The sequence below is a fragment of the Streptomyces sp. CNP082 genome, from assembly GCF_059570535.1.
Map to the genome: position 1 here is coordinate 67,676 of NZ_JCANSZ010000025.1, position 26,403 is coordinate 94,078.

Genomic DNA, 26,403 nt, shown 5'->3' on the forward strand with positions numbered 1-26,403 from the left:
CCGCGGACCGGCCGCGGCCGGTCCGCCCTCACAGCCAGCCGCGTTCCCTCGCCATCCGGGCCGCCGCGTGCCGGTTCTCCGCGTTCAGCTTCGCCATCGCCGACGACAGGTAGTTCCGCACCGTCCCCGGCGTCAGCGACGCGCGGCGCGCGATGTCCGACACCGGGGCGCCGTCCGCCGCCAGCTCCAGCACCTCCGCCTCCCGCGGCGTCAGCGGGGAGTCGCCCGCCGCGATGGCGTCCGCCGCCAGCTCCGGGTCGACGTACCGGCCGCCCCCGTGCACCGTGCGGATCACCTCCGCCAGCCGCTGCGCCGAGAGCGTCTTGGGCACGAAGCCCCGTACCCCCGCGGCCAGCGCCTGCTTCAGCGCCCCCGGGCGCCCGTGGCTGGTGACGATCAGCGCCGCGCAGCCGGGTGCCGCCGTACGCAGCGAGGCCGCCACGGCGACGCCGTCGAGCCCCGGCATCTGCAGGTCCAGCACGGCGACGTCCGGCCGGTGGGCGCGGGCCATGGCCAGCGCCTCGTCGCCGCCGGCTGCCTCGGCGACGACCGTGAGGTCGTCCTCCAGCGCCAGCAGCGCGGCCAGCGCGCCGCGGATCAGGTGCTCGTCGTCGGCGAGCAGGACGCGGATCACGGCACCTCCAGGTCGATACGGGCCGCCAGCCGGAACCGCCCGCCGGTCGTGCGCTGTGCGCTCAGCGTGCCGCCGACTGCCGCCAGCCGCTCCCGCAGCCCGGTGAGCCCGGCGCCGTCGGCGGGGGTGCCGGGCTCGGCGGCGGGGGCGCCGTCGTTGTCCATGACGAGCTCGGCCACGCCGTCCGCGGCCCGCAGCGACACCGTGCACGTGCGGGCGTCCGCGTGCCGCAGCACGTTCGTCGTCCCCTCCCTGACCACCCACGCCAGCGCCGAACGCGCCCCCTCCGGCACCGCCGCCCGCGCACCCGGAGCCGCCTCGTCCACCTCGCAGTCGACCCCGGCCGCGCGCAGCACCGCGCGGGCGCCGGCCAGCTCGGCGTGCAGGTCGGCGGCGCGGTAGCCGCGTACGACGGCGCGGATCTCGCGCTGCGACTCCTGCGCGACGCGCTGCACCTCGGCCATCTGGTCCGCGGCCTCGGGCCGCCCGCGCTGCGCCAGTTGGACGGCCAGCTCGCTCTTGAGCGCCATGACGGCGAGGTTGCGCCCCAGTACGTCGTGCAGGTCGCGGCCGAAGCGCAGCCGCTCCTCGGCGACGGCCAACTGGGCCTGGACGGTGCGGGCGGCGTCCAGTTCGTCGACGAGCTTCACGCCCCACGCGGAGGAGCGGTAGGTGAGCCCCAGGAAGGGCGCGCCCAGCGCCGTGGTGAGCGCGGTGATCGCCAGCCACTGCCCGCGCGGCCCGACCGCCAGCGCGGCCAGCAGCGTCGCGGCGCACAGCACCCCGACGACCACCGCGCTCCGGCGCGGCGGCAGCGCCAGCACCACCGGGCCGGCGGCGAACATCAGCACCCAGACCAGGAACGGCCCGAGCTGCTCCGGCTCCAGCCGGTCCGCCGCGCGCAGCGCGAGGCCGGCGGCCAGCAGCGCCGAGACGACGGCGAGGTGCCCGGTGAGCAGCCGGCGGCCGGGGCCTGCGGCACCGAGGTACGGGGCGGTGAGGGAGAGCCTGACCTGCAGCGTGAGGTGCGTGAGGAGCAGCACGGCCACGGCCGCGAACGGCACCGGGCCCACCGCCTCGCGGTTGCTGTCCAGCCATACGCCCATCAGCACGGCCTCGAAGACGGCGAGGAAGTACATGGTGGAGACGGTGTAGCGGCGCCAGCGCTCGGGCCCGCTCATGCGCCGGGCGCGGTGCAGCCAGCGGAGCACCCCGCCTGGCGTGCCCGGTCCCGCGTCCGGGCCCGCGTCCCGTCCCGCGTCCGGTCCCGCCTCCAGGCCGGGTGCCCCGCCCGCGTCCGGCTCGCTCATCTCGTACGTCCCCTCCGCCCGGATCGCCCCGGCCGGTCCGATCGCCCCGTACGGTCGTACCGTACGCGCACCGCCCCCGGCGGGCGCACGGCCGGCGGTACGACCGGCTGCGCCGTGCTCACGCCCGCGGCTCCCACCGGAACCGCCGCCGCACCGCCCACACCCCCGCCGCCGTCCACGCCACCGCCACCGCCAGGGCCTCGGCGACCGCGCCGCCGCCCAGCTCCCCGGTCCAGCCGCCGCGCACCAGCTCCACCACCGGCGACAGCGGCAGCCGCCGCGCCACCTCCGCGACCGAGTCCGGCAGCGTCTCGAACGGCAGGAACAGCCCCGAGCCGAACATCGACACCACCAGCAGCGGCATGCTCGTCAACTGCGCGCTCTCCGCCGATTTCGTCACCGCCGCGGTCGCCGCGGCCAGCACCGTCAGCATCGCCATCCCCGCCAGCACCCCCAGCACCGCCAGATGCGGCGCCTCCGGCGCCGGCGAGTCCATCGCCAAGGTCACGGCGACGGCCAGCACGAGACACTGCGCCAGCGCCACGCACAGGGTGGGCAGCGCGGCGCCGGCGAGCACTTCGCGGTCGCTGAGCAGGCCGGTGCGCAGCCGCTTGAGGACGAGTTCCTCGCGGCGGGCGACGTAGACGATGACGAGGTTCGAGTAGACGACGAAGAGCAGCGCGAAGACGACGGCGCTCGGCAGCACCACGGTGGCCGCGGTGAGGCCGGTGTCGGACAGGTCCAGCTCCTCGACGGCGGACCGGGTGGCCAGTGCGAAGGCCGCCGGGGTGAACAGGGCGCCGAAGAGCACGACCCTGCTGCGCCACATCAGCGTCAGCTCGGCGCGGCCGATAGCGGCGAGCCGTGCGAGCGGGCCGGGGACGCCGGCGGCTGGGCTGGCTGAGGCGGCCGAGGCGGCTGAGGTGGCCGAGGTGGCTGAGGTGGTGGTCATCGGCCGGTCCTCTCGTCGGTACGGGCCGCGTCGGCAGCGTACGCAGCGGGCCGTGCACCCGGGCCGGGCGCCTTCTGCGGCCCCGCGCGGCCGTCCGCCGCGGCGCCCGCGATCTTCAGGAACGCCTCCTCCAGCGACGCCGACCGGGCGTCCAGACCCGCCAGCTCCACGCCGTTGTCCCGGGCCCACACCAGCAGCCCCGTCAGCGTCCGCTGCAGCGTGTCCGTACGCAGCCGTACGCCCGTCCCCGCCAGCTCGTGCCCCGTCACGCCCAGCTCCGGCAGCGGCGGCAGGTCGCCCGGCAACCAGCCGGCGGGCAGCCGGAACGAGACGGTCGCCGGGTGGGCGCCGACGATCTCCTCGACGGTGCCGGCCGCGGCGATCCGCCCGCCGGCCATGATCGCCAGCCGGTCCGCCAGCTCCTCCGCCTCCTGGAGGTAGTGCGTGGTGAGCAGCACCGTCGTCCCGTCGGCGCGCAGCTCGCGCACCAGCTCCCAGGTGGCGTGCCGCCCCTCGGCGTCGAGCCCGGTGGTCGGCTCGTCGAGGAAGAGCACCTCGGGCCGGCCGAGCAGCGCGAGCGCCAGGTCGAGCCGCCGCCGCTCGCCGCCGGACAACTGCGCCACCCGTACGTCCCGGCGGTCCGCGAGCCCGACCAGCTCCAGCGCCTCCGCCACGGGCCGCGGCCGGGCCGTGCAGCCGGCCCACATCCGTACCGTCTCGGCGACCGTGAGTTGCGCGGGCATTCCGCCCTCCTGCAGCATCACGCCGGTGTACGGGCGCACGTGCCCGCGCTCGCGGTACGGGTCACGCCCCAGCACCCGCACCTCGCCCCCGCTGGGCTCCGCCAGCCCCTCCAGCAGTTCCACGGTGGAGGTCTTGCCGGCGCCGTTGGTGCCCAGCAGGGCGAACAACTCGCCCCGGCGGACGGTGAAGTCGATGCCGCGTACGGCTTCGAAGTCTCCGTACGCGCGCCGCAGCCCTGTGGCGCTGATCACGTTCTCCTGTGCACTCACCATGCCTTCAGGTTTCCGCCGCCGCGCGCGCCGGTGCAGTGCGCGCTGTCATCGGACGCGATGACAGATGTCATGAGGGGCGGTGTCACAGCTGAGATCGAGGGCGAGATCGCGGAAGACCGCTTTCGCGCACACGAAACCTTCGCACACACGAAAAGAGCCCCGGCCGAAGCCGGGGCTCTCTGCTGAGCGGACGACGAGATTCGAACTCGCGACCCTCACCTTGGCAAGGTGATGCTCTACCAACTGAGCCACGTCCGCGTGCATCCGAACAGCTTTCACCATCCGGCGCGTGCTCCACTCTACCCCACCAGCTAACGGGGCTTGTGTGGCGGAGCGGGTGACAGGAATCGCACACTGCGCCTCCCTCTTGGAAAGAGGGCGCTCTACTACTGAGCTACACCCGCGTGGCCTCGGGGGGTCTCCCCTTGGCGCGTGCCCCGACTCTATCGGATCCCGGGGGGCAGATGGCAAGCCGGACCGGTGAACGGCGCCAAGAGCGCCCGGCGGACGGCCGGATGAGGGATCGCCGGGCGGCCGGACCGGGGTCGCTGCGGGACCGGCGGCAGCCTCAGTGGGCGGCTTCGAACGCCTCGTAGACCTTCTTCGGGATACGGCCTCTGGCCGGCACCTCCATGCCCTGCGACCCGGCCCAGGCGCGCACCGTGGCGGGGTTGGGCGCGATGTCGGTGCGGGTGAACGCCCGCCCCGACGCGGCCCGCTTCCGCCCGGCCCGCAGGAAGGGCGCAAGCGTGCTGCGCAGTTTCTTGGCGTTCGAGGCATTGAGATCGATCTCGTACGACTTCCCGTCGAGTCCGAAGTTGACCGTCTCGGTCGCTTCTCCGCCGTCGATGTCGTCGAAGAGGCTGACCACTACGCGCTGCGCCACGAAACCGGTCCTTCCGTCGGTCGCGCCTGCCGTTTCCCGCCCGCCGCGCGACCTGCGCGGCAGACCGGGGGCACGGGAGCGCCGGCTTATTTGATCAATGCTTTACCTTTGTATCGCGACGGATTTTCACGCGGAAGCCAGGCAATTCAGCCGGCGTGTCACGTCGCAATGCGGACCCTACTTTTAATGGGACCTTTACCCAAGTAGATATCACGGGCGATGCGGAACCGTAACCGGCCCGACCCATATCTACCCGGGTAGATTTGTCCGCAAGGTACGCTGTCGTCACCGCTTCTTCACGACCCTTACCGGGAGTAGCCAGTGGCCCGCGTCGTAGTCGACGTCATGCTCAAGCCGGAGATCCTCGACCCGCAGGGACAGGCCGTGCAGCGCGCGCTGCCGCGCCTCGGCTTCGCCGGGATCGCCGACGTCCGCCAGGGCAAGCGCTTCGAGCTCGAAGTGGAGGGACCGGTCGACGACGCCGCCCTCGCGCAGATCAACACGATGGCCGAGACCTTCCTCGCGAACACCGTGATCGAGGACTTCACCGTGCGCGTCGAGGAAGCCGCGCACCCGGGAGAGGCGAAGTGACCGCTCGTATCGGTGTCGTCACCTTTCCCGGCTCTCTGGACGACCGGGACGCGCTGCGGGCGGTACGGCTGGCGGGCGCCGAGCCGGTCTCCCTCTGGCACCGGGACAAGAACCTGCACCAGGTCGACGCGGTCGTGCTCCCCGGCGGTTTCAGTTACGGCGACTATCTGCGGGCCGGCGCCATTTCCCGCTTTGCACCTGTGATGGATACGGTCATCGAGCAGGCCAGGTCCGGTATGCCGGTCCTCGGCATCTGCAACGGCTTCCAGGTGCTCACGGAAACTCATCTGCTGCCCGGCGCGATGTTGCGCAACAACCACCTCCACTTCATCTGCCGGGACCAGAAGCTGCGGGTGGAGAACGCCGGCACGGCCTGGACCGCCGACTACACCGCGGGCCAGGACATCCACATCCCGCTCAAGAACATCGACGGCCGCTACACCGCCGACGAACACACGCTCGACGAGCTGGAGGCCACCGGCCGCGTCGTCTTCCGCTACCTGGACGGCAACCCCAACGGCTCGCTGCGCGACATCGCCGGCATCGCCAACGAGGCGGGCAACGTCGTCGGCCTCATGCCGCACCCCGAGCACGCCGTCGAAACCCTGATCGGCACCGGCCGCACCGACGGCCTCGGCTTCTTCACCTCGATCCTCAAGAGGCTGATCACCGCATGAGCAGCACGACGCGCACCCCCCTCGACACCGTCAAGCACGCCTCCGGCACCCCCGGCGCCGAGCAGCCCTGGGCAGAGCTGGGGCTGAAGCGGAACGAGTACGAGCAGATCCGCGAGATCCTCGGCCGCCGCCCGACCGGCGCCGAGCTGGCCATGTACTCCGTGATGTGGTCAGAGCACTGCTCGTACAAGTCGAGCAAGGTGCACCTGAAGCAGTTCGGCGACAAGGCCCCGCCCTCCGACGCCCTCCTCGTCGGCATCGGCGAGCAGGCGGGCGTCGTGGACGTCGGCCAGGGCTACGCCGTCACGTTCAAGGTCGAGTCGCACAACCATCCCTCGTACGTGGAGCCCTACCAGGGCGCCGCCACCGGCATCGGCGGCATCGTCCGCGACATCATCGCCATGGGCGCCCGCCCCGTCGCCGTGATGGACCCGCTGCGCTTCGGCGCCGCCGACCACCCCGACACCAAGCGCGTGCTGCCCGGCGTCGTCGCCGGCATCGGCGGCTACGGCAACTGCCTCGGCCTGCCCAACATCGGCGGCGAGGTCGTCTTCGACCCCTGCTACCAGGGCAACCCGCTCGTCAACGCCCTCTGCGTCGGCGTCATGCGGCACGAGGACATCCACCTCGCCAAGGCCGCGGGCGTCGGCAACAAGGTCATCCTCTACGGCGCCCGCACCGGCGGCGACGGCATCGGCGGCGCCTCCATCCTGGCCTCGGAGACGTTTGACGATGCCCACGGCACAAAGGGGCCCAGCAAGCGCCCCAGCGTCCAGGTCGGCGACCCGTTCCAGGAGAAGCTGCTCATCGAGTGCACCCTGGAGGCGTTCGGCGAGGACCTCGTCGTCGGCATCCAGGACCTCGGCGCGGCCGGGCTGTCCTGCGCCACCTCCGAGCTGGCCTCCAACGGCACCGGCGGCATGCGGGTCGAACTCGACGTCGTACCGCTGCGCGACGCGACGCTCTCGCCCGAGGAGATCCTCATGAGCGAGTCGCAGGAGCGGATGTGCGCGGTGGTCGAGCCCGCGAAGGTGGACCGCTTCCTCGCCATCTGCGAGAAGTGGGACGTCACCGCCACCGTGATCGGCGAGGTCACCGACGGCGACCGGCTGGAGATCTTCTGGCACGGCGAGCAGATCGTGGACGTACCGCCGCGCACCGTCGCCCACGACGGTCCGGTCTACGAGCGGCCGATGGCCCGCCCCGGCTGGCTCGACGCCCTCCAGGCCGACGACGCGGCGAAGCTGCCGCGGCCGGCGGACGGCGCCGAGCTGCGGGCCCAGGTGCTGCGGCTGGTCGGCTCGCCGAACCAGGCGGACAAGTCGTGGATCACCTCGCAGTACGACCGCTTCGTCCTCGGCAACACCGTCCTCGCCCAGCCCGAGGACTCCGGCATGATCCGCATCGACGAGGAGAGCGGCCTCGGCGTCGCGCTGGCCACCGACGGCAACGGCCGGTACGCCAAGCTCGACCCGTACACCGGTGCGCAACTGGCCCTGGCGGAGTCGTACCGCAACGTCGCCGCCACCGGCGCCCGGCCGCTCGCGGTCACCGACTGCCTCAACTTCCCCTCGCCTGAGGACCCGGCGGGCATGTGGCAGTTCGCCGAGGCGTGCCGCGGCCTGGCCGACGCCTGCCGCACCCTGGGCACCCCGGTGACCGGCGGCAACGTCTCCCTCTACAACCAGACCGGCGACCAGCCGATCCACCCGACGCCGGTCGTCGGCGTGCTCGGCGTGATCGACGACGTGGCGCGGCGCACGCCGATGGCGTTCGCGAAGGAGGGCCAACTGCTCTACCTCCTCGGCGAGACGAAGGAGGAGCTGGGCGGCTCGGCCTGGTCGCAGGTGGTCCACGACCACCTGGGCGGGCTGCCGCCGGCGGTCGACCTGGAGCGGGAGCGGCTGCTCGCCGAGATCCTGATCTCCGCCTCCCGCGACGGCATGATCGACGCGGCGCACGACCTGTCGGACGGCGGTCTTGTCCAGGCGGTCGTCGAGTCCTGCCTGAAGGGCGGCCACGGCGCGCGGCTGGTGGTGCCGGAGGAGCAGGAGCCGGCGGTGTTCCTGTTCTCCGAGTCGCAGGGCCGCGCGGTGGTGGCGGTGCCGCGGAGCGAGGAAGTGCGGTTCACGGACATGTGCCGCGTGCGGGGGCTGCCGGCGGCCCGGATCGGCGTGGTCGACGGGGACGCGGTGGAGGTGCAGGGGCAGTTCACGCTGCCGCTGACGGAGCTGCGGGAGACGTACGAGCGGACGATCCCGGAGCTGTTCGCCTGAGCCTCATCGCGCTGCGGGGGCGGGTCAGCGCGCGGGCGCGGATCCGCCCCCGAGGGCGTCCACGGCCCGGTAGATCTCGGCCTTCAGCCCCTCCGGGTCGGGTACGTGCCGCAGCGTCATCACGCCCTGTTCGGACGCGGACTGCACGTTCAGCGTCCCGTAGCGCATGATCCGTTCCCAGAGGTTGGCGCGGAACGACACGTCGTTGACGCGGGTCAGGGGGATGCTGCGGCCGGACTTGGACAGGAAGCCGCTGCGCTTGTGCAGCCGCTTGGTGGTGAGGATGTACAGCGTGCTGCGCCACTGGAGCAGCGGGATGAGCCAGAAGTAGCAGGCGAAGATCGCCGCCACCGCCAGCACCCCGAAGGCGGTGTACTTCCCCCAGTCCTCGTCCCGCGGCAGCCACCACACGAGCGCACCGGCGGCCACCCCGATGACGCAGAGTGCGAGGAACTCGTTGACCAGAGTGGTCCAGTGCTGGCGGGTCACGTACACCAGCGACTCGTCTTCTGCGAGGTAGCGGTCGGCGATAGGCATGCGCGCATGGTGGCATACGACCGCGTTGTCACACCCCGGTCGTAGGCTCCTGTCATGCCGACCGACAAGCGGAGCGGGGCCCGCAGGGCGCGTACGTACGACCCGGAGAAGACGTGGACGGCGCTGATGGCGCAGGCGCGCGCGCTGTGCGCCGCGGCGCGGGCGCTGGACGAGCGCCGGCTCGCGCTGCCGTCGGTGCTGCCGGGCTGGGACGTACGGCTGCTGCTGGCGCACGTCGTCGACCAGGTCGAGGCGACGCCGCGGCTGCTGGCCGAGCCGGCGCCGCCGGCGCCGGGCAGGGGAGCGGGCGTCATCGACCTTCCCAGGTGGGCCGTGTCGACGGCGGGCATAGCCGACCGGCTGGACGAGCGCGCCCGCCGCGAGGCCGACCGCATCGCCGCGGAGCACGGGGAGGGGCCGGCGGCGCTCGCCGCCGCGCTCGACGCGGCGGCGGAGCGGCTGGCGGCGGCCAAGCCGGAGGCCGTACGCACCGACCGCCTGCTGCCGCACCGCTTCGGCCCGATGACCGCGCGCGACATGACCGTCACCCGCCTCGTCGAGCTGGTCGTGCACAGCGACGACCTGAACCGGGCCGCGGAGGCCGACGTCCCCCTGGACCGCGGCGCGGTGGCCGCCACCGTCCGCGTCCTGGCGGACGCGCTGGCGGCGAAGGCCCCCGGCTCGGCGGTGGAGGTACGGATCCCGCCGTACGCGGCGATCCAGTGCATAGAGGGCCCGCGCCACACCCGCGGCACGCCGCCGAACGTGGTGGAGACGGACCCGCTGACGTGGATCCGGCTGGCGACGGGGCGTATGGAGTGGTCGACGGCGCGGAAGGAGGGGGCGGTGTCGGCGAGCGGGGAGCGGGCGGACCTGAGCGGGGTCCTGCCGGTGCTGGCCTGAGGCGGGTCGGGGGTCGGGGGTCGGGGGGGTGCGGGCGTGCGGCACGCGGAGTGCCGGTGGCCGGGTGGCCGGGTGGGGCACGGCGTGCGGCGTACGGGTGTCCGGGTGGGGCAGCGCGGGGATGAGCCCGGTGACGCGGACCCACCTGGTCCCGGAGCCGTCATCGCGGACCCGGCAGGCGGGTGACCGGTGTCAGGGCTCCAGGGCGCGGGTGAAGTCGCCGCGGGCCACTCGTGCCGCCAGCGGATCGCCGGCCAGCGAGCCGTAGCCGGTGGCGGCCCAGAGGCTGCGTTCCGCGGGGACCTCGAAGTACGGCAGGTCGCGGCCGTCCAGCCGCTCGGTCAGCACCTCCGGGGCACGCCGGGCCTGGACGGCGGTCGCACACGTGGCGCAGGCCGAGACGCGCAGGTGGTCGCGGCGGCCGAGGGGGCGCCACTTGACGCGGCGGGCGCCGCGGCCGTGGAGGGGGTTGAAGAAGCACAGCGGCAGGGCGGCCCGTGAGTCCTGCAGTGCGTCGCGGCCTTCGAGGACCAGTGCCAGGACGCCCGCCAGGTCGGCGCGGCCACGCGCTCCGTCGAGCACGGTGCCCGCGGCGGTGTAGGCGTCCAGGGCGCGCTGGACGCCGGCCGGGTCGGCGTCGTGCGGGTGGGCCTGTGCCGCTTCGCCGAGGGCGATGACCTCGGCCTCCGCGCGGCGGCGCAGCTCCGCCTCGTCCGCTGCCGCGGCAGCGGCGAACACCGCCCGGGGGAAGACGAACGGCGCCCGGCCCCTGGGCCCGTGGCGGCGGCGTACCACCAGCAGCCCGGCGAGGCCGAGCAGCACGGCCGCGGCGACGGCGATCAGGGCGACGGTGCCGGCGCCGACGCCGCCGGCCGACTCCGTCGCGTCGGGACCGGCCGGTGTCCCGGTGGTCGGGGAGGGGGTCGGCGGGGCGGTCGGCGTCGGGGTGCGCAGGTCCTCGGTGGCCTGATCGTAGACCTCTTCCCCGTTGCCCGCGGCGACGATCTCGACGGCCTTGGCCAGCCGGGTGCCGAGGCCGGCGCCCCGCATCTCGTCCAGGTGGAAGACGGCAGCCGCGGCCGGCCCGGCCTGGTGCTTGCCGTACGGCCACTCCCAGCCCTCCACCACGTCGCTGGAGTCGCTGGTGGTGAGGATGACGGCATCCCGGTCGAGCCGGTCGTGCACCGCGCCGGCGAGCTGCTTGGCGTCGCCGCCGAACGCGTCGCCCGTCGTGAGGGGCACCGCCACCACGTACAGCGGCAGCCCGGTGTCCTCGATCTGCGCGGCCAGCTCCTGCTGCCGGGCGGGCGGGAGCGCGGTCTCGTACCCGTCGTCCACGTACACCGGCGACCGGCTCAGCGCGTCGGCGATCTCCTCGGCGGGGCTGGGCTGCGCCGCGGCGGAGCCGGCGCCGAGCAGCACGGCGACGGCCCCGGCGAGCAGGGCGGCGAGCAGGCGTCTGGCGGAGTCAGTGCGGCACACCGGCGTACTCCCGGACCTGGCGGATGAGTTCGGTGATCCCGGTTGCGGCGGCGGGCAGCGGGCCGGGGACGGAGTCGTACGGGACGGGCCCGTGGGCGGTGGGCAACTGGAGCTGTATCCCCTGCGGCGGCGCGGGGGCGTACCGGCAGCCGGCGCAGAGCGGGACGGGGCCCGGCCCGGGCGTCTCGGGACCGTGCAGCGGGTTGTTCCGGCAGCAGCGGTAGTCGGCGGTGGCGTGCGGGGCGCCGCCGAGGGCCGCGTGCCCGGCGCGGGCCAGCACCAGGGCGCAGACCAGAGCCGCCGGGTCGGCGTCGCGGTCGACGCGCCCGTCCTGCTGGGCGTCCACCGCGAGCAGCGCGGCATCGAGGCAGTCCGCGGCCCGGAGGACGGCGTCGGGGCCGCCGTGACCCCCGAACCCGCCTGGGCCCCCGAGCACCCCGGGTCCGGCGGGTCCTCCGGGTCCTCCGGGGTCTCCGGGTCCGCCGGGCCCGTCGGGGCCCCGGAGTCCTCCGGGGCCACCGGGGCCGCTGGGACTGCCGTGTCCTCCGGGGGCGCCTGGTCCGCCGGGACTGCCGGGACCTCCGAGTCCGCCGGGGCCGTCCGCCACGGCCGCGTACCGCTGGGCGAGCGACCGCACGGCGTCCTGCGCCGCCCGGTGCAGCACCGGCCGGCCCGGCGCGCGGAAGCTGGCCGCGCCCGGCGCGATCACCGGCGTTGCCCTGAGCAGCTTGCCCGGCTGCTGGGCGGGCAGCGGCACCCACATCGCGGCGCGGCGCCGCCGTCGCGCCCGCCACGGGGTCAACGCCGCGACCACCAGGCCGAACAGCGCCAGCGCCAGAACGGCCCCGATGGCCAGGCCGGGCCCGAAGTCCGCCCCGAACACCGACGGCAGCGGCTCCGGCTCGTACTCCTCGGACTCCTCGTCCAGCTCCCGCCCCGGCCGGTACGGCGGCTCGCCGGGCGTGCTCTTCCGCGGCGCCTCTTCCAGCAGGGTCAGCAGCGCGTCGAGCCTCTCGGCGATCTGCGGGTCGTCGACCCCGGAGTCCTCGTCGGGGCGCGGCAGTCGGTCGGGCAGCTCGTATTCGAGGTCGTCGCTGTCCAGCAGAGTGCCGTAGTTGGCGAGCTCGATGGTGCCGGTGTACACATCGGCGACGACATAGACGCCGTCGTGGCCGACCCGCTCGTGCAGCCGCCGCATCAGCTCCACGGCGTCACCGCCGGACTCGTCCTCCCGCGGCGTCGGCACGATCGCGATGTAGACCGCGTGGTCGAAGTCACGGATCCGGTCGAGCAGCGCGCGGCGCTCCGCGTCGTCCAGCACCCGCTCGCTCTCCGGATCGGAGTAGAGCGGCTCCTCGGCGAGCGCCGCGCCGACCCGCTCGACCCGCAGCCGCAGATCCGCCTTGGTCGGCGTGTGCGCCGCGGACGGGCCGGGCGCGGGCCCGGCGTCGGCCGAGTCCGAGGAGCCGCCGCCGAACAGCAGGCCGGCGGCCACCGCGACGACCACCGCGACCAGGACGGCGGCGGAGACCTCCGGCCGTCTGCGCAGCCACGCCCCCATCAGTGCCGCCCCTCTCCGGCAGCGTACGGAAGCCGCCGTGCGCGCCGGACGTACGCGCCGACGAGGAGGATGAGCAGCGGCAGCCCGGCCAGCGATATCCCGGTGAGGAAGCTCTGGTTCTTCCGGTCGGTGACCGACACGTCGTCGTCCCTCTCCGGCGCCTCCGGGGTGGGGTGAAGGGGCTCCGGCCTGGCCGTCGGCGACTGCCCGTCGGGCCCGCTGCCGTACTTCTCCCGTGCGGCCCGCGCCCGTTCGGCGACGTCGTCAGAGGTCAGCGCCTCGACGAAGAGCTCGAACGACTCGATCGGCCAGACGTCGTGGGGCAGCTCGAACGTGGTCACCGACCTGGCGTCCGTCACGGGCAGATCCACGCCGTACCCCTCGGCGTCGATCCAGGACATGCCGGCATCGATCAGCACGTACAGCCCGTTCTCGCCCAGCCGGTCGTGCACGGCGGCGAGCAACTGATCGGCGAACGCGGGGGCGTCCGGCAGCACGAGCACGTACGTCGGCACGCCGGTCTTCTCGGCCGTCTTGGCGAACTCCCCCGCCGCCGAGCGCGGGACCGAGCGGGGCACCTGATCGGAGACGTAGACGGGGTCCTCGCGCAACTGCCGGGCGAGATACGCGGCCTGTGTCTCCCCGTCCTCGGCGGCGGCCTGCCCGGCACCGAGCACCAGAACCAGCACCAGCGCGGCCGTGATCCCGGCAAGCCAACGCTCTCGAAGCCGCACGCTGCCACCCCCTCCCGGATGGCGACTGTACTCCGCGGCTCCGACACCCGACAGCGGCCTGCGCGGAGGCTAGAGCCGTGACCGGCGGGGTGTCTGCGTGCGGTAGGAATGGCCGAGTTCCGGGCCGAGCCCGAAGTAGTGGCGGAAGTTGTAGATGAGGGGACTCCAGGCGGCGGGGTCGATGTGGTCGGTGCCGGGAACGACGATGCGGGGGTCGGCGTGGACCTTGCGTACGACGGTCTCGACGATGACGAATCCCCCGGCGGCGGCCGGCAGCAGCCGCGCGGCCCGGGCCTCCAACTGGATCGGGCATTCGGCGACGCGAGGCGGCCGGACCAGGTGGGACGGCTCGCCGGTCAGGCCCGCCGCGGCGAACTTGCCGGGCTCGAACCGGCACCCCTCGGGTTTCGTCGAAGGCACGGGATTCCGGCCGGTCAGCGGCGCCAGCCGCGCCACCGCCGGCCACTGCTCGGGGGCGGGCAGGCTGATCACCACGTCGGGTCTGCTGGCGAGGTTGTGCGCGGTCTGACCCTCCTCGCCCAGCCCGATGACGACGGTCCGCCCGAGTGCCCACGCGGACGATATCGGGGCGAGGTTGACCGAGCCGTCCTCGTTCTCCGTCGTCAGGAGCACCACGGGCGTCCCGAAGTAGAGGATGCTCGGTTCGATCTCCAGGTGGGTGGCGACGGCCTTGGCGGGCGGGGCGCTGGGAATCTCTGCGTGCATGGCGGGCAGGCTAGGTTCCGGTCGTTTCGGCAGACGCCGAAGCGTCCCGGGCGACAATGGACCGCATGGACACGAGGCGCGCGCCTGGAGCAGGCCCCGACCTGGCCGCCGTAGCCAGGCTTCTGGGCGACGGCACCCGGGCCGGCTTCTGCCTGGCCCTGCTCGACGGCCGGGCATGGACGGCGACGGAGCTGGCGCGCCATGCCGGGGTGGCGCCCTCCACCGCGACCGAGCATCTGCACCTGCTCGTACGCGGCAGCCTGCTGGTCGAGGAACGGCAGGGCCGCCACCGCTACGTACGGCTGGCAGGACCGCATGTCGCCGAGCTGATCGAGAGCCTCGCGGCCATGGCACCCGACCGCACCCCGGCCCCCCGGTCCCTGTCGGCCACGGGCCGCCGCAAGGCCCTCGCGCACGCCCGTACCTGCTACGACCACCTCGCCGGCAGAGCCGGGGTCGCCCTCACCGACGCCATGATCGAGCGGGACCTGCTGGATCTGGAACACGGCCTTCGCCTCACCTCCGCCGGGGCGGCCTGGCTCGCAGACCTCGGCGTCACCGTCCCCGTCGGCACGCGCCGGCCGGCGGTGCGGTCGTGCCTGGACTGGACGGAGCGCCGGCCCCATCTGGCGGGCGCCGTCGGCGCGGCCCTGTGCCGCCACGCACTCGACGCGGAGTGGATCACCCGTATCGGCACCACGCGCGCGGTGGCCTTCACCGCACTCGGCCGCCGGGAGCTGCGTCGCCACCTCGGCGTCACCGATGATCTCCTCTTGCGGGAATGAGCGGTTCCGGTCGATGGCGGACCGCGTGGCGGGCGGGTGGTGGTCAGTGTGCGCGCCGCCGGGTGGGGGATCCTGGTACGGGTCGTAGCTGCTCGCGACGGTGTTGCCGCCGCCCCGGCAGACTGGGGCCATGGAGTTCTTCTGCTACCACCGTGACCGGCCCGGATCCCTGCCGCTGCGCATGGAGCTGCTGGAAGAGCACTGGTCCTACATGGACCGGTACGGGGCGGAGATGATCGCCCGCGGTCCGACGCTGAGCGCCGACGACCACGACATACCCACCGGCAGCGTGCACATCCTCGACCTGCCGGACGCCGCCACCGCCCGCGCGTTCGCCTTCGACGAACCCGGCTACCAGGCGGGCGCGTACCGCGACGTGCTGCTGCGCCGCTGGCGCAACGCGCTGGGCCGCACGATGTGGGACTTCCCCGGCGGCCGGACGGGCGGCAGCCGGTACCTGGTGCTGGGCCTCGGCGCGGGGGAGCCCTTCGACCTCGAACCGCCGCGGGAGCGGGACGAGCTGATCGCGTACGGGCCGCTGCTGTCCGACGACGGCGCCGCCTGGCTGGGCACGGCCGCGCTGGTACGGGCCCCGGACGCGGACGCGGCGCGGGCGGTCCTGACGGCGGACGCGTACGCGGACGTCGAGGTGCACGACTGGCAGTCCGGCGGCCGTCCGTCCTGACCCGGCCGTCGGCCCTCACCCGCCCGCCGTCCGCCGCCCGCCGGACGCCCCGCGGTCGTCACGGGCCGGCGGGCGGCGTGGTCCGGCCGGGGCCGTCGGCGAGCTTGAGCCAGACGACGCCCCCGATGATCACGGTGAGCCAGAGGGCCTTGCCGGCGGTGAGTGTCTCGTCGAAGAAGACGGGGCCGAGCAGGGCGGCCCCGACGGCGCCGATCCCCGCCCACACGGCGTACCCGATGCCCACGTCGATGGTGCGCAGGGCGACGCTCAGCGCGAAGAGCGTCAGGAGGAAGAAGACGACCGCGACGAGTGACCACGAGAGCACGGTGAATCCTTCGCTGCCGCCCACGGTGAGGGCGTAGCCGACCTCGAAGGCGCCGGCGAGGAGGAGGGTGAGCCACGCCCGTGCGCGGTCGCTCCGGGCGGTGACGTTCTGGCGGGCGGTGGCGTGGTCGCCGGACATGCGGGTCCTGCCTTTCCGATACGTCGTACGGGGGCTGCCGGGCCGGGAGGTCACGCCGCGCCGCTGAGCTGCAGGCCGACGACTCCGGCGATGACCGCGGCGATGCCGAGCAGCTTGCGCCAGCCCAGGCGCTGACCGAAGAGGGCGGCGCCGAGGACGACGATCCCGACGCCGGCGACGGAGGTCCACAGGGCGTAGCCGACGCCGACGTCGAAGGTCAGCAGCGCCCGGCTGAGGAGGTAGGTGGCGATGCCGCCGCTGAGCAGCGTGGCGGTCGTCCAGGCGGGGCGGGTGAAGCCCTGTGCCTTGCCGGCGGACAGGGCGACGGCGATCTCGAAGACGACGGCGAGGGCGAGAAAGAGCCAGTGCATGGTGGGTGTCCTTCGGGCGGGTGAGTGCCGGGGGCGGTGCAGCCGGATCGGCGTGGCGTTGCTTCGGGGCGGGTGGATCGTGGCACTTCACACCGGTGTCAACTGCAAGAATGGGTGCCGGCGGACAACCGCAAGGAGGTCTGATGCGCATCGGTGAACTGGGAGCTGCGACCGGCGTCAGCGCGCGCTCCCTGCGGTATTACGAGGAGCAGGGCCTCATCTGCTCCCAGCGCACCTCCGGCGGGTGGCGCGACTTCGACAGCGCCATGGTCGAGCGGGTCCTGATGATCCAGCACCTGTTGGCCGCCGGACTGACCAGCGCCACCATCAACGAACTGCTCCCGTGCCTGGAGGCCCCGCCGGAGGAGCGCACGGGCGTGATGGAGCGGCTGCTTGCCCAGGAAGTCGAGCGGCTTGAGGCCAAGCGGCGCGACATCGACCGCGAACTCGACACCTTGCGGGCGCTCCACAACGAAACGGCGCTGGTCGGCGAAGCCCCGTAACCGGGCCCGGCCACCGTCGCCGCGTACGGGATTCGCCCGGCCCGGCCCGGGCCGCCCCGCCCCGCCCTGCCGGGCCGGTCGGGCCGGGAATTTCCGGACCCATGTCAGTCACGGCCGGTGCCGTGTCAGCCCAGCGTCTCCCGCAGCCAGGCCCTCTCCGCGCGGCTGGTGGCGCGGGCGATGGTGAGCATGCCGCGCCGGTACGGGTCGTCCGTGTCCTCGGCGCCCAGCGGGCGGTCGCCGTCGTGGAAGAAGCTTGCCGGCTGTTCCAGGAAGTCCAGCCGGCGACGCAGCACCGCGTGCTGGTCGGCGGTGCCGGGCAGGTGGGAGAGGAAGGCCAGGACGGTGAAGAACCGGCTGCTGTCGCTCACGTCCAGGCCGTCGGCCTCCCGCAGCCGGCGCAGCAGCTCGCCGCGGCCGGCGCCGGTGAGGCTCAGCGTGTGCCGCTGGGCGGCGGAGGCGCCCGGCTCGGTCCGCCGGTCGAGCAGCCCGGCCCGGACCAGCCGGTTGATCGCGGGGTAGAGGCTGCCGTCGCTGACCGGCCGGGCGTGGCCGGACAGGTGGGTGATGCGGCGGCGTAGCTGGTAGCCGTGGAGCGGCTCCTCGGCCAGGAATCCCAGGATCGCGAGTTCGAGCATGGTGTTACTCTCGCACATCGAAACGAGGTACCTCGAATCGATGGAGTGGTCATGACGTACACAGAGGAGTGGGTGACGGCGCGGGCGCGTACGGCCTACGAGAGCGGCCGGGCGTCCTTCGACGTACGACCCGAACGGACAGCGCTGCTGGTCATCGACATGCAGGACGAGTTCGTCCGCCCCGGCTGGAGCCCGTACTGGGTCCCCGCGGCCACCCGGATGGCACCCCGCCTGCAACGCCTGGTCGCCGCCTGTCGGGCCGCCGCCGTCCCCGTGATCTGGACCATCTTCGACGACACCCACCTCGGCCTGGACCGCCCCCATGCCCTGCGGTTCCTCCCGCACGCCGCCACCGACTGGCGCCGCCCGGCCCCCGCCGAGGTCTGGGCCCCCATGGGCCGCCGCCCCGAGGAGCCGGTGATCCGCAAGCCCTCCTACGGCGCGTTCTACGACACCCCGCTCGACACGATGCTGCGCAACCTCGGCCGCGACACGGTCATCGTCACGGGCACGCTCACGAATTACTGCTGCGGCACCACGGCCCGGCAGGCGTACGAACGCGGCTACGAGGTCGTCTTCGGCTCCGACGTCACGGCCACCGACGACGAGTCCCGCCAGGAACCCGAACTCGCGGTCCTGCGCAAGGGCTTCGCGCTGGTCCTGACGGCCGAGGAGATCACCGAGCGCTTGGCCGCGGCAGCCGCGGCGTGACCGCGGCGCCCTGCGGGGACGGTCGACCGCCGACCCTGAACTCGGCCCAGACCGCCTTGCCGGGCCCGGTGCGGCCGCTGACGCCCCAGTCGTCGGCGAGGGCCGCGACGACGTGGAGGCCGCGGCCGTGGCAGTCGTCGTGGGCGGGTGCGCACAGGCGGGGGCCAGCGTCCCCGGCGTCGTGCACTTCGATCCGTACGGCGTTGTCGCGGGTGGCGACCTGGACGAGGAAGTCCCGGCCGCGCGGCCCGTACCGGACGGCGTTGGTGGCGAGTTCGGAGACGCACAGGCGGATGTCGTCGGCGGTCTTGGCGTCGACCGCGGAGGCGAGCACGCTGGCGACGAAGTCCCGCGCACGCCCCACCGCCCTCGCCCTACGGGCGAACTGCCGCTTCCCGGCGAGCCCGTCGCCGCCCCCAGCACCGGGCGGATCCGCCGCCGGGCCCGCACCAGCGATCCGGCCATGGCGATCGAGACTCGCGCCCCGGGCTCTGCGCGGAAGGGGCGTGAAAGAGTCGCCGGTCCCTTCTGGGTGGCCGTCGACAGGCGTCGCGCTGCTGGTCATAGTGATGCCCTCCCGCGAAGTGGTGAGTTCGTACGACTAGGCAACATCCGTGACACGGGTGCCGGTACTGTCTGAAGGGGTGCCGAAAGGTGTCGTTTCGCTCCCCTGTCGCGTCGGGAGGCTGTGACGATGAAATCGCCGAACGAGGATCTTGCGCGGTGGCTGGGCCAATCCGGGGTGAGCCGGGGCGAGTTGGCGCGGCTGGTGAAAGCGAAGGCCCGCGCCTGGGGGCAGCCGCATATCTCCCCATCGACTACGCGCGTACGTTGCTGGCTCGAAGGCGAAAAGCCCCGGTCACCGATCCCAGACGTCATCGCTGCCGTGTTCTCCGAGCGCTTCGGGTTCCGCGTGACGACCTACGACCTCGGGCTCGGGGACAGCTCCGTCGGCGATGCGGCGCTCGTGTACAACCGGTCGTTCATGGCTACCGTTGACGTAGTCGCAGACTTGGGGAGGGCGGACGTGGATCGACGCAAGTTCCTCGCCGGTGCACCGTTTACCGCCGCGGCCGGTGTGGGCCCCTCGCGGGACTGGCTGCTGAGCACGCTGGAGCAGAATCCGGCGCCGGGCCCGCAGGTACGTCTTGAGGACGTGACCGCGGTCAAGAACATGTTCGTGACTTTTCAGCGCATGGACATCTTCCAAGGCGGCGGGTCGGGCAGGCTCGTGCTCGCCGAGTACATGACGCAGCACGTCTACCCACTGCTCCACCGTGCGCACAAGCGCGACGTGCGCCGAGCGCTGTGCGAGGCTGCTTCCGAGCAGACCTATCTGCTGGGGTGGATGGCCTACGACAACGGCGAGCAAGGCACCGCACAGCGCTACCTGATCCAGTCGCTCCGGCTCGCGCAGGAGTCGGAGAACGCTGCGCTGGGCGCGCACGTGCTCGCAGGCATGGCAGACCAGGCCACGCTTCTCGGCAATCCCGCGGAGGGGCGCAGGCTGGCGCAGGCGGGTCGTCACGGGCTGTCGCATACCACCTCGCCGGCATGTCTGGCGGACCTGTGGTGTCTGGAGGCACGCGCGCTCGCCCTGCTCGGCGAGAGCACCGCGGCTGCTCGCGCCGTTGCGCGCTCGGAGACGGCGTACGAGCGGGTGCACCTGGACAAGGAGCCGGACTGGGCGGCGTTCATCGATCCCGCCTACCTGCACGGTGAGCACGCCAACACCTTTCGTGACCTGGGCGATCCGGCGGCGGCAGGGGAGCACGCGCGCCGGTCCATCGGCCACGCGAAAAAGCAGAAGCGCGCCCGCCGCGGAGCCATGTCACAAGCGGCACTCGCGGCGTCGCACCTCCAGGAGCGCGACCTGGACTCCGCGTACGCGGCCGGGGTGCGCACACTCTCGCTGGCCAGGCAGGTCAAGTCATCGCGCGCGGTCGAGGCCGTGCAGGATCTGCAACGGCGGATGCGACCGTTCGGGAAGAGTCCACTGGTCGCCGACTTCAACGAACGAGCACGCGAACTGGTCGCGGCGGCGTAGTCGCCGAGCCAGCCATCCCCGGCCGGGGCGCCCGCACTGCCGCGAGGCAAATCTCGGAGCCAGTGGGCGATTTGATCCGATTCGGCAAGGGGGTTACCGCGAGTTACGACCGTTTTTCTCCACCGTCGGACTGCGGGAGATTGGACTCATGAGCACGACGGATCTGCCTCCGGGCGCGAACCTCAAAGCGTTGCGGACGGCGCACGGGTGGTCACAGGTGACGCTCGCGCGGCGGGCGTCGGTGTCCGTCTCGCTGCTGAGCAAGATCGAGGTCGGCGACCGTACGCTCACGCCCGCCGTCGCCGCCGCGGTCGGCAAGGCGCTGGGCGTGACCATGGACGCCGTGCTGGGCCGGGCCGGCGTCAGCGGGCAGCGGGCGGGCGTGCAGCTTGCCGCGCTGCGGGCTGCCCTGCGCGACTACGACCTGCCGGACGGCCGGGCCGTCGCCGGAGACCGGGTCGCGGCCGGGCTTGCGGGGGCCGGGGCGTACCGCGACGCGGTGGACGTGCGGGCGTTGCTGGCGCTGCTGCCGGGGCTGGTGCGGCAGGCGACCGCGTACGCGCACGCAGAGAACACCGCCGCCGCGTGGATGGCGCTGGCCGAGGCGTACAGCAGCGTGTACTGGCTGGCCGCCCGGCACCGGTGGATGGACCTGGCGGAGCTGGCGGTGGCGCGTGAGCGGTGGGCCGTCGAGCAGCAGCCCAACCCGCTGGGTTCGGCCATCGCGGCGCGGGACCGGGCCGGGACGTACCTCAACTTCGGCGACGTCGAGCGCGGGCTGACGGTGGTCGACCGGGCGATCGCCGACGCGCAGTCGGATCTCGGCGGAGCCGACCGGGACATCGCCATGTGCGTGCTGGCGCTGCGCGGCATGACGCTGGCCGGCCGGCTCGACGACAAACGCGAGGGGCGGCGCGAAGCCGAGCGCCACGTACGCGCCGCCCGGCATGCGGCGTCCGGCATCGGCCGGGACATGGACGTACACGGGTTGACCGTCGGTCCGCAGAACGTCTTCACGCACGAGCTTGCGACCCGCGTGGACCTCGGCAGACCACGCGCCGCGCTCGCGCTGACCGACAATCTCGCCGCCGCGCTGGACGGCCTGCCGCCCACCCGGATCGCACCGACGTACATCAACGTGGCCCGCGCCCAACTCGACACCGGAGACCGTGACGCCGCGCTGGAGAGCCTGTCGATGGCCTGGGACACGGCGCCGCAGATGGCGCGCATCCATCCGATGGGCCGCGAGGTTTTCCGTGTGCTGTCGTCGCTGCACCGGCGCAGCAATGCGCAGTTGCTCAGGCTCTCGAAACTGTCCGGCATGACGCTCTAGACGTCGGCGCTTCCTCCGGGGAAGGCCAGGCCGCGCAGGGCGAGTTGCTCTACCGCGAAGCGGCCTTCGACGGTGGCCTCCACGTCGAACTCGTGCGCAACGGTCGGCTCGTACCCGATCAGTTCGACCGCGCGGCTCGGCAGCGGCTGCCGGGACGCCTCCTCCGACTCCCACAGCAGCACCGCTCCCCACCTGTCGGTATCGGAGTCGGAGAGCCACATTTTGAAGCGAAGTCCGGGTACGTCCGCGAAGGCGGAGACGGACTCCTCGCGCAGATAGTGGCGCAGGGATTCAATGGTCTGGCCGGAGTCGGCCAGGTCCCACCAGACGATGACGGCGTGCACGGAAAGCCTCCCGGTCGGCAACGTGGTTCCATTCTCGATCCTGGAAGCCGTCAGGGGTGGGCAGTCGGCCCGCGGGTGCGGCGCGTCGGCGGCATGGGAAGCTGATCTCATGCCCGTCACCCTCCGCCACCTGGACTCCCGGCTCTTTCCCGCCTGGTTCGAGCGCAGTCGCGACGAGTACGCCAGAGACCTCGTTACCACCGGCCAGACCCCCGAGGCCGCCCGCCGGCAGGCGGACGAGAGCATGGCCCGCTCCTTTCCCTCCGGCGCACCCCTCCCCGGGCACGTGGTCTTCGACGTGGTCGACGACGCCGGGGTGGCCGTCGGGTACCTCTGGATCGGACCGGACCAGAGTGACGACGCCGGGGCCTGGTGGGTCTGGGACATCGTCATCGACGACGACAAGCGCGGCCGGGGCTTCGGGCGCAGGGCCATGGTCCTGGGCGAGGAGTACGCGCGGTCGCAGGGCGCTCACACCCTCGGCCTCAGCGTCTTCGGGTTCAACACTGGTGCCCGCGGCCTGTACGGGTCGCTCGGCTACGAGACGACCACGGTCAAGATGCACAAGAAGCTCGCCTGACGCGTCGAGAGCGCCGGTGGCGACAGTGACAAGCCTCACTGTCCGTACGGGGCACACCCCCGTGTGGGCGCCCGATCTTCGGGCTGCGCCCCAGGAAGAGGCCCCCCGCGGGGCAGGGCCGCGGGTCACCTGGCTCGTCTGGTTCAGATCCAGACGGGTTACAGTGGTCTTGTGCGTGGTGACGGACGACTCAACCACGACCTGCTTCCCGGCGAGAAGGGCCCCCAGGACGCCTGCGGCGTCTTCGGCGTCTGGGCCCCGGGTGAGGAGGTCGCCAAGCTCACCTACTTCGGACTGTATGCACTGCAACACCGGGGACAGGAGTCCGCGGGTATCGCGGTGAGCAACGGTTCACAGATCCTCGTCTTCAAGGACATGGGCCTGGTCTCGCAGGTCTTCGACGAGACCTCCCTCGGCTCCCTGCAGGGCCACATCGCCGTGGGGCACGCCCGCTACTCGACCACCGGCGCCTCCGTGTGGGAGAACGCGCAGCCCACCTTCCGGGCCACCCCCCACGGGTCGCTCGCGCTCGGCCACAACGGCAACCTCGTCAACACCGCCGAGCTGGCCGAGATGGTCGCCGCGCTGCCCCCGGACGGGGCGTCGCGCAGCGGCAGGGCGGCGGCGACCAACGACACCGACCTCGTGACCGCGCTGCTCGCCGGGCAGGTCGACGACGACGGCAAGCCGCTGACCGTGGAGGAGGCCGCGCCGCTGGTGCTGCCGCGGGTCAAGGGCGCGTTCAGCCTCGTCTTCATGGACGAGCAGACGCTCTACGCCGCCCGCGACCCGCAGGGCGTCCGGCCGCTCGTGCTCGGGCGGCTGGACCGGGGCTGGGTGGTGGCGTCGGAGAGCGCCGGTCTGGACATCGTCGGGGCCAGCTTCATCCGCGAGGTGGAGCCGGGCGAGCTGATCGCCATCGACGAGAACGGGCTGCGCTCCAGTCGATTCGCCAAAGCAAAGCCCAAGGGCTGCGTCTTCGAGTACGTGTACCTGGCCCGCCCCGACACCGAGATCGCCGGCCGGAACGTCTACCTCTCCCGCGTCGAGATGGGCCGCAAGCTCGCCGCCGAGGCCCCCGCCGACGCCGATCTCGTGATACCCACACCAGAGTCCGGCACACCCGCCGCCATCGGCTACGCGGAGGCCAGCGGCATTCCGTACGGGGCCGGGCTGGTCAAGAACAGCTACGTGGGCCGCACCTTCATCCAGCCCTCCCAGACCATCCGGCAGCTCGGCATCCGGTTGAAGCTGAACCCGCTGAAGGAGGTCATCGGCGGCAAGCGCCTCGTCGTCGTGGACGACTCCATCGTCCGCGGGAACACGCAGCGTGCGCTGGTACGGATGCTCCGCGAGGCCGGCGCCGCCGAGGTGCACGTGCGCATCTCGTCGCCGCCGATCAAGTGGCCGTGCTTCTTCGGCATCGACTTCGCCACCCGCGCCGAGCTGATCGCCAACGGCGCGTCGGTCGAGGAGATCGGGCAGTCGCTGGGCGCGGACTCGCTCGCGTACATCTCGACCGACGGGATGATCGAGGCCACCGGCATCCCCAAGAACAACCTCTGCCGCGCCTGCTTCGACGGCGAGTACCCGATGGAGCTGCCCGACCCGGAGCTGCTGGGCAAGCACCTGCTGGAGACCGAGGTCGCCGGCGGGCGTGACGCCGCCGACGCCCTGCGCCGCCCGTAGCGCCCGGCTCAGCGCCCGCTGCCGGCTGTGCATGCCGTTCTTGACGCACCGAACGACCCGGAGGACCCCAACGCCATGTCTGGTGCCAGCCAGCCCCCCGCCGCCGCCCCCGGCGCTGCCGCCCCCGGCGCTGCTGCCCCCGGCGCTGCTGCCCCCGGCGCCGCCTCCTATGCGGCGGCGGGTGTCGACATCGAGGCCGGTGACCGCGCCGTCGAGCTGATGAAGGAGTGGGTGAAGAAGGCCCGGCGGCCGGAGTCGGTCGGCGCGCTCGGCGGCTTCGCCGGCCTCTTCGACGCCTCCGTGCTCAAGCGCTACGAGCGCCCCCTGCTGGCCTCCGCGACCGACGGCGTGGGGACGAAGGTCGCGGTCGCGCAGCGCATGGACGTGCACGACACGATCGGGCACGACCTGGTCGCCATGGTCGTGGACGACCTGGTCGTCACGGGCGCCGAGCCGCTGTTCATGACGGACTACATCTGCGTCGGCAAGGTGGTCCCCGAGCGGGTCGCGGCGATCGTCAAGGGCATCGCCGAGGGCTGCGTGCTGGCCGGCTGCGCGCTGGTCGGCGGCGAGACGGCGGAGCACCCCGGGCTGCTGGGCCCGGACGAGTACGACGTGGCCGGCGCCGGCACCGGCGTGGTCGAGGCGGACGCGGTGCTGGGCGCCGAGCGCATCCGCGCGGGTGACGCGGTCGTCGCGATGGCCTCCTCGGGCCTGCACTCCAACGGGTACTCGCTGGTACGCCACATTCTGCTGGACCGGGCAGGGTGGGCGCTGGACCGGGCGGTGCCAGAGTTCGGCCGCACGCTCGGCGAGGAGCTGCTGGAGCCGACGAAGATCTACTCGCTGGACTGCCTCGCGCTGCTGCGCGCCACCGAGGTGCACGCTTTCTCGCACGTCACGGGCGGCGGGCTCGCCAGCAACCTGGCCCGGGTCGTGCCGGACGGCCTGCGCGCCGTCGTCGACCGTACGACGTGGGCGCCGGGTGCCGTCTTCGACGTGGTCGGGGAGGTGGGCCGGGTCGAGCGGGCGGAGCTGGAGCGGACGCTGAACATGGGCGTCGGCATGGTCGCCGTCGTGCCGCCGGCGTCGGTCGACGTCACGCTGGCGCTGCTCGCGGACCGCGGGGTCGACGCCTGGGTCGCCGGCGAGGTGCGCGGCGTGGACGAGGCGGGGGCGGAGGTGGGCGGTGTCGAGCTGACGGGGGACTATGCCCGCTGAGAGCGCCGGCCGTGACGCCTGTGGCTCACCCGGCCACCGCGGTGCCCGGGAAGAGTGCGGGTGCGGCTATCGGTCCGTACGCCGCCGGTTCCGGCAGCAAAAACGGAGCAAAACAGCAGCAAAAAGGGCCCGTCCGGGGGTGTCCCCGAGCCGAGCTCCGATTTGCTGCCTGAGGTTCAGGCGCCGCGACGCTGCTCCGACGAGCCGGCCGAGTCCTCGCCGTCCTCGTCGTCCTCGTCCTCGTACAGCTCCGCGTAGCGTGCGTACAGGTCGTCGTCGGGCGACTCTTCCTCGACTTGCTGCTGCTGTTGCTGTTGACCGTTCGACGGCGGCTTCGCCGTCGATGCGCCCAGCTCTTCGGCAAGGCGTGAGAGGTCAGTCCCACCGCTGCTGTACTTCAGCTGGCGGGCGACCTTCGTCTGCTTGGCCTTGGCCCGGCCGCGCCCCATGGGTCGACCCCCTCAAACGACGGGGCTCGATGGCCCCAGAGTCTGATACGCGTTCATGATCGGAAGCGGACCCTCGATGAGAGAGGGACCGTCCATCGGGGTTCAACGGTACCTGTTTCTGCACCCTGACGGTACGTCGTAGGCACCACGGGCCCCGCCGCCGATCCCGGTGAAGCCCGCGTCCCCGCTGGTCAGGCCCGATTCTATCGTCTGACGAGGAGCGACCCGCCGCGTGGGGGTGACATGCGTTACGCAACGTCGCTGATTTGCCTTGGCGAATGCCTTGGTGAAGGTGCACA

At 73.0% G+C, this 26,403-nt stretch carries 28 protein-coding genes, 2 tRNA genes and 1 pseudogene; 13 read left to right on the forward strand and 18 right to left on the reverse strand.

What is annotated here, in order from left to right; all coding sequences use genetic code 11:
• Window positions 1-28 precede the first annotated feature (28 nt).
• From B124_RS20450 to B124_RS20480, 7 genes are all read right to left on the reverse strand, one after another.
• Complete coding sequence (locus B124_RS20450; protein ID WP_496504332.1) at window positions 29-634, reverse strand: response regulator; 606 nt, start codon at window positions 632-634, stop codon at window positions 29-31.
• Window positions 631-1,944, reverse strand: coding sequence for a sensor histidine kinase (locus B124_RS20455; protein ID WP_496504333.1), 1,314 nt, complete (start codon window positions 1,942-1,944; stop codon window positions 631-633). Before B124_RS20455 ends, B124_RS20450 begins: the two co-directional genes overlap by 4 nt.
• A gap of 118 nt (window positions 1,945-2,062) precedes the next feature.
• Window positions 2,063-2,896, reverse strand: coding sequence for an ABC transporter permease (locus tag B124_RS20460; RefSeq protein WP_496504334.1), 834 nt, complete (start codon window positions 2,894-2,896; stop codon window positions 2,063-2,065).
• Window positions 2,893-3,912 (reverse strand): ABC transporter ATP-binding protein, encoded by a 1,020-nt coding sequence (locus B124_RS20465; protein ID WP_496504335.1) that lies wholly within the window; start codon window positions 3,910-3,912, stop codon window positions 2,893-2,895. The genes B124_RS20460 and B124_RS20465 overlap by 4 nt, the downstream gene beginning before the upstream one ends.
• Before the next feature lie 185 nt (window positions 3,913-4,097).
• A tRNA-Gly gene (locus B124_RS20470) sits at window positions 4,098-4,170 on the reverse strand.
• 74 nt (window positions 4,171-4,244) lie between these two features.
• Window positions 4,245-4,316: transfer RNA gene (locus B124_RS20475), tRNA-Gly, on the reverse strand.
• 164 nt (window positions 4,317-4,480) lie between these two features.
• Window positions 4,481-4,798, reverse strand: coding sequence for a histone-like nucleoid-structuring protein Lsr2 (locus B124_RS20480; protein WP_496504336.1), 318 nt, complete (start codon window positions 4,796-4,798; stop codon window positions 4,481-4,483).
• 321 nt (window positions 4,799-5,119) lie between these two features.
• Here B124_RS20480 and purS point away from each other — a divergent pair, with 321 nt between their 5' ends.
• From purS to purL, 3 genes are read left to right on the forward strand one after another with little or no spacing between them, the layout of a single operon-like run.
• The gene (purS, locus tag B124_RS20485) at window positions 5,120-5,389 is read left to right on the forward strand and encodes a phosphoribosylformylglycinamidine synthase subunit PurS (protein ID WP_496504337.1); all 270 of its coding nucleotides are present in this window, start codon (window positions 5,120-5,122) and stop codon (window positions 5,387-5,389) included.
• Complete coding sequence (gene purQ, locus B124_RS20490; protein WP_496504338.1) at window positions 5,386-6,066, forward strand: phosphoribosylformylglycinamidine synthase subunit PurQ; 681 nt, start codon at window positions 5,386-5,388, stop codon at window positions 6,064-6,066. Before purS ends, purQ begins: the two co-directional genes overlap by 4 nt.
• Window positions 6,063-8,342, forward strand: coding sequence for a phosphoribosylformylglycinamidine synthase subunit PurL (purL, locus tag B124_RS20495; protein WP_496504339.1), 2,280 nt, complete (start codon window positions 6,063-6,065; stop codon window positions 8,340-8,342). Before purQ ends, purL begins: the two co-directional genes overlap by 4 nt.
• 24 nt (window positions 8,343-8,366) lie before the next feature.
• On the opposite strand, the gene B124_RS20500 is transcribed toward purL, so the two are convergent.
• Entirely contained in the window at window positions 8,367-8,879 is a 513-nt protein-coding gene (locus B124_RS20500) for a PH domain-containing protein (RefSeq protein ID WP_496504340.1), read from the reverse strand.
• 54 nt (window positions 8,880-8,933) lie between these two features.
• On the opposite strand from B124_RS20500, the gene B124_RS20505 reads away from it, so the two are divergent.
• The gene (locus B124_RS20505; RefSeq protein WP_496504341.1) at window positions 8,934-9,782 is read left to right on the forward strand and encodes a sterol carrier family protein; all 849 of its coding nucleotides are present in this window, start codon (window positions 8,934-8,936) and stop codon (window positions 9,780-9,782) included.
• Between the two features lie 192 nt (window positions 9,783-9,974).
• Here the strand turns inward: B124_RS20505 and B124_RS20510 are convergent, their stop codons facing one another.
• From B124_RS20510 to B124_RS20525, 4 genes are all read right to left on the reverse strand, one after another.
• Window positions 9,975-11,264: a hypothetical protein gene (locus tag B124_RS20510; protein WP_496504342.1), complete on the reverse strand. Its 1,290-nt coding sequence runs from the start codon at window positions 11,262-11,264 to the stop codon at window positions 9,975-9,977.
• Complete coding sequence (locus B124_RS20515; protein ID WP_496504343.1) at window positions 11,251-12,825, reverse strand: hypothetical protein; 1,575 nt, start codon at window positions 12,823-12,825, stop codon at window positions 11,251-11,253. The genes B124_RS20510 and B124_RS20515 overlap by 14 nt, the downstream gene beginning before the upstream one ends.
• Window positions 12,825-13,559 (reverse strand): hypothetical protein, encoded by a 735-nt coding sequence (locus B124_RS20520; protein WP_496504344.1) that lies wholly within the window; start codon window positions 13,557-13,559, stop codon window positions 12,825-12,827. Before B124_RS20520 ends, B124_RS20515 begins: the two co-directional genes overlap by 1 nt.
• Before the next feature lie 69 nt (window positions 13,560-13,628).
• The gene (locus tag B124_RS20525) at window positions 13,629-14,285 is read right to left on the reverse strand and encodes a flavin reductase family protein (protein ID WP_496504345.1); all 657 of its coding nucleotides are present in this window, start codon (window positions 14,283-14,285) and stop codon (window positions 13,629-13,631) included.
• Between the two features lie 56 nt (window positions 14,286-14,341).
• Here B124_RS20525 and B124_RS20530 point away from each other — a divergent pair, with 56 nt between their 5' ends.
• On the forward strand, window positions 14,342-15,070 hold the full coding sequence (locus B124_RS20530) for an ArsR/SmtB family transcription factor (RefSeq protein ID WP_496504346.1): 729 nt from the start codon (window positions 14,342-14,344) through the stop codon (window positions 15,068-15,070).
• Between the two features lie 130 nt (window positions 15,071-15,200).
• Window positions 15,201-15,755 (forward strand): YciI family protein, encoded by a 555-nt coding sequence (locus tag B124_RS20535; RefSeq protein WP_496504347.1) that lies wholly within the window; start codon window positions 15,201-15,203, stop codon window positions 15,753-15,755.
• Window positions 15,756-15,813: 58 nt separating this feature from the next.
• Here the strand turns inward: B124_RS20535 and B124_RS20540 are convergent, their stop codons facing one another.
• Window positions 15,814-16,218: a DMT family transporter gene (locus tag B124_RS20540; protein WP_496504348.1), complete on the reverse strand. Its 405-nt coding sequence runs from the start codon at window positions 16,216-16,218 to the stop codon at window positions 15,814-15,816.
• A gap of 50 nt (window positions 16,219-16,268) precedes the next feature.
• Entirely contained in the window at window positions 16,269-16,589 is a 321-nt protein-coding gene (locus B124_RS20545) for a DMT family transporter (protein ID WP_496504349.1), read from the reverse strand.
• Window positions 16,590-16,732: 143 nt separating this feature from the next.
• Between B124_RS20545 and B124_RS20550 the strand changes: the two genes are divergently transcribed.
• Window positions 16,733-17,092 (forward strand): MerR family transcriptional regulator, encoded by a 360-nt coding sequence (locus tag B124_RS20550; protein WP_496504350.1) that lies wholly within the window; start codon window positions 16,733-16,735, stop codon window positions 17,090-17,092.
• A 125-nt stretch (window positions 17,093-17,217) separates the two neighbouring features.
• On the opposite strand, the gene B124_RS20555 is transcribed toward B124_RS20550, so the two are convergent.
• Complete coding sequence (locus B124_RS20555; RefSeq protein WP_496504351.1) at window positions 17,218-17,748, reverse strand: PadR family transcriptional regulator; 531 nt, start codon at window positions 17,746-17,748, stop codon at window positions 17,218-17,220.
• Window positions 17,749-17,781: 33 nt separating this feature from the next.
• Between B124_RS20555 and B124_RS20560 the strand changes: the two genes are divergently transcribed.
• On the forward strand, window positions 17,782-18,441 hold the full coding sequence (locus B124_RS20560) for a cysteine hydrolase family protein (RefSeq protein WP_496504352.1): 660 nt from the start codon (window positions 17,782-17,784) through the stop codon (window positions 18,439-18,441).
• Here B124_RS20560 and B124_RS20565 read toward each other — a convergent pair.
• Window positions 18,407-18,832: pseudogene (locus B124_RS20565) on the reverse strand (ATP-binding protein); the annotation flags it as partial. The gene B124_RS20560 and the pseudogene B124_RS20565 sit on opposite strands and share 35 nt — an antisense overlap.
• Before the next feature lie 303 nt (window positions 18,833-19,135).
• Between B124_RS20565 and B124_RS20570 the strand changes: the two are divergent.
• Window positions 19,136-20,488: an NsdA family TPR-like regulatory protein gene (locus B124_RS20570; protein ID WP_496504353.1), complete on the forward strand. Its 1,353-nt coding sequence runs from the start codon at window positions 19,136-19,138 to the stop codon at window positions 20,486-20,488.
• Window positions 20,489-20,636: 148 nt separating this feature from the next.
• Window positions 20,637-21,821, forward strand: a complete 1,185-nt coding sequence (locus B124_RS20575) for a helix-turn-helix domain-containing protein (protein ID WP_496504354.1) — start codon at window positions 20,637-20,639, stop codon at window positions 21,819-21,821.
• On the opposite strand, the gene B124_RS20580 is transcribed toward B124_RS20575, so the two are convergent.
• Entirely contained in the window at window positions 21,818-22,165 is a 348-nt protein-coding gene (locus B124_RS20580; protein WP_496504355.1) for a hypothetical protein, read from the reverse strand. The genes B124_RS20575 and B124_RS20580 overlap by 4 nt on opposite strands.
• A gap of 109 nt (window positions 22,166-22,274) precedes the next feature.
• Between B124_RS20580 and B124_RS20585 the strand changes: the two genes are divergently transcribed.
• From B124_RS20585 to purM, 3 genes are all read left to right on the forward strand, one after another.
• Window positions 22,275-22,745 (forward strand): GNAT family N-acetyltransferase, encoded by a 471-nt coding sequence (locus tag B124_RS20585; RefSeq protein ID WP_496504356.1) that lies wholly within the window; start codon window positions 22,275-22,277, stop codon window positions 22,743-22,745.
• A 171-nt stretch (window positions 22,746-22,916) separates the two neighbouring features.
• Complete coding sequence (gene purF / locus B124_RS20590; protein ID WP_496504357.1) at window positions 22,917-24,434, forward strand: amidophosphoribosyltransferase; 1,518 nt, start codon at window positions 22,917-22,919, stop codon at window positions 24,432-24,434.
• A gap of 75 nt (window positions 24,435-24,509) precedes the next feature.
• The gene (gene purM / locus B124_RS20595) at window positions 24,510-25,655 is read left to right on the forward strand and encodes a phosphoribosylformylglycinamidine cyclo-ligase (RefSeq protein ID WP_496504358.1); all 1,146 of its coding nucleotides are present in this window, start codon (window positions 24,510-24,512) and stop codon (window positions 25,653-25,655) included.
• Between the two features lie 176 nt (window positions 25,656-25,831).
• Here the strand turns inward: purM and B124_RS20600 are convergent, their stop codons facing one another.
• On the reverse strand, window positions 25,832-26,104 hold the full coding sequence (locus tag B124_RS20600) for a DUF3073 domain-containing protein (RefSeq protein ID WP_496504359.1): 273 nt from the start codon (window positions 26,102-26,104) through the stop codon (window positions 25,832-25,834).
• Between the last annotated feature and the right edge of the window lie 299 nt (window positions 26,105-26,403).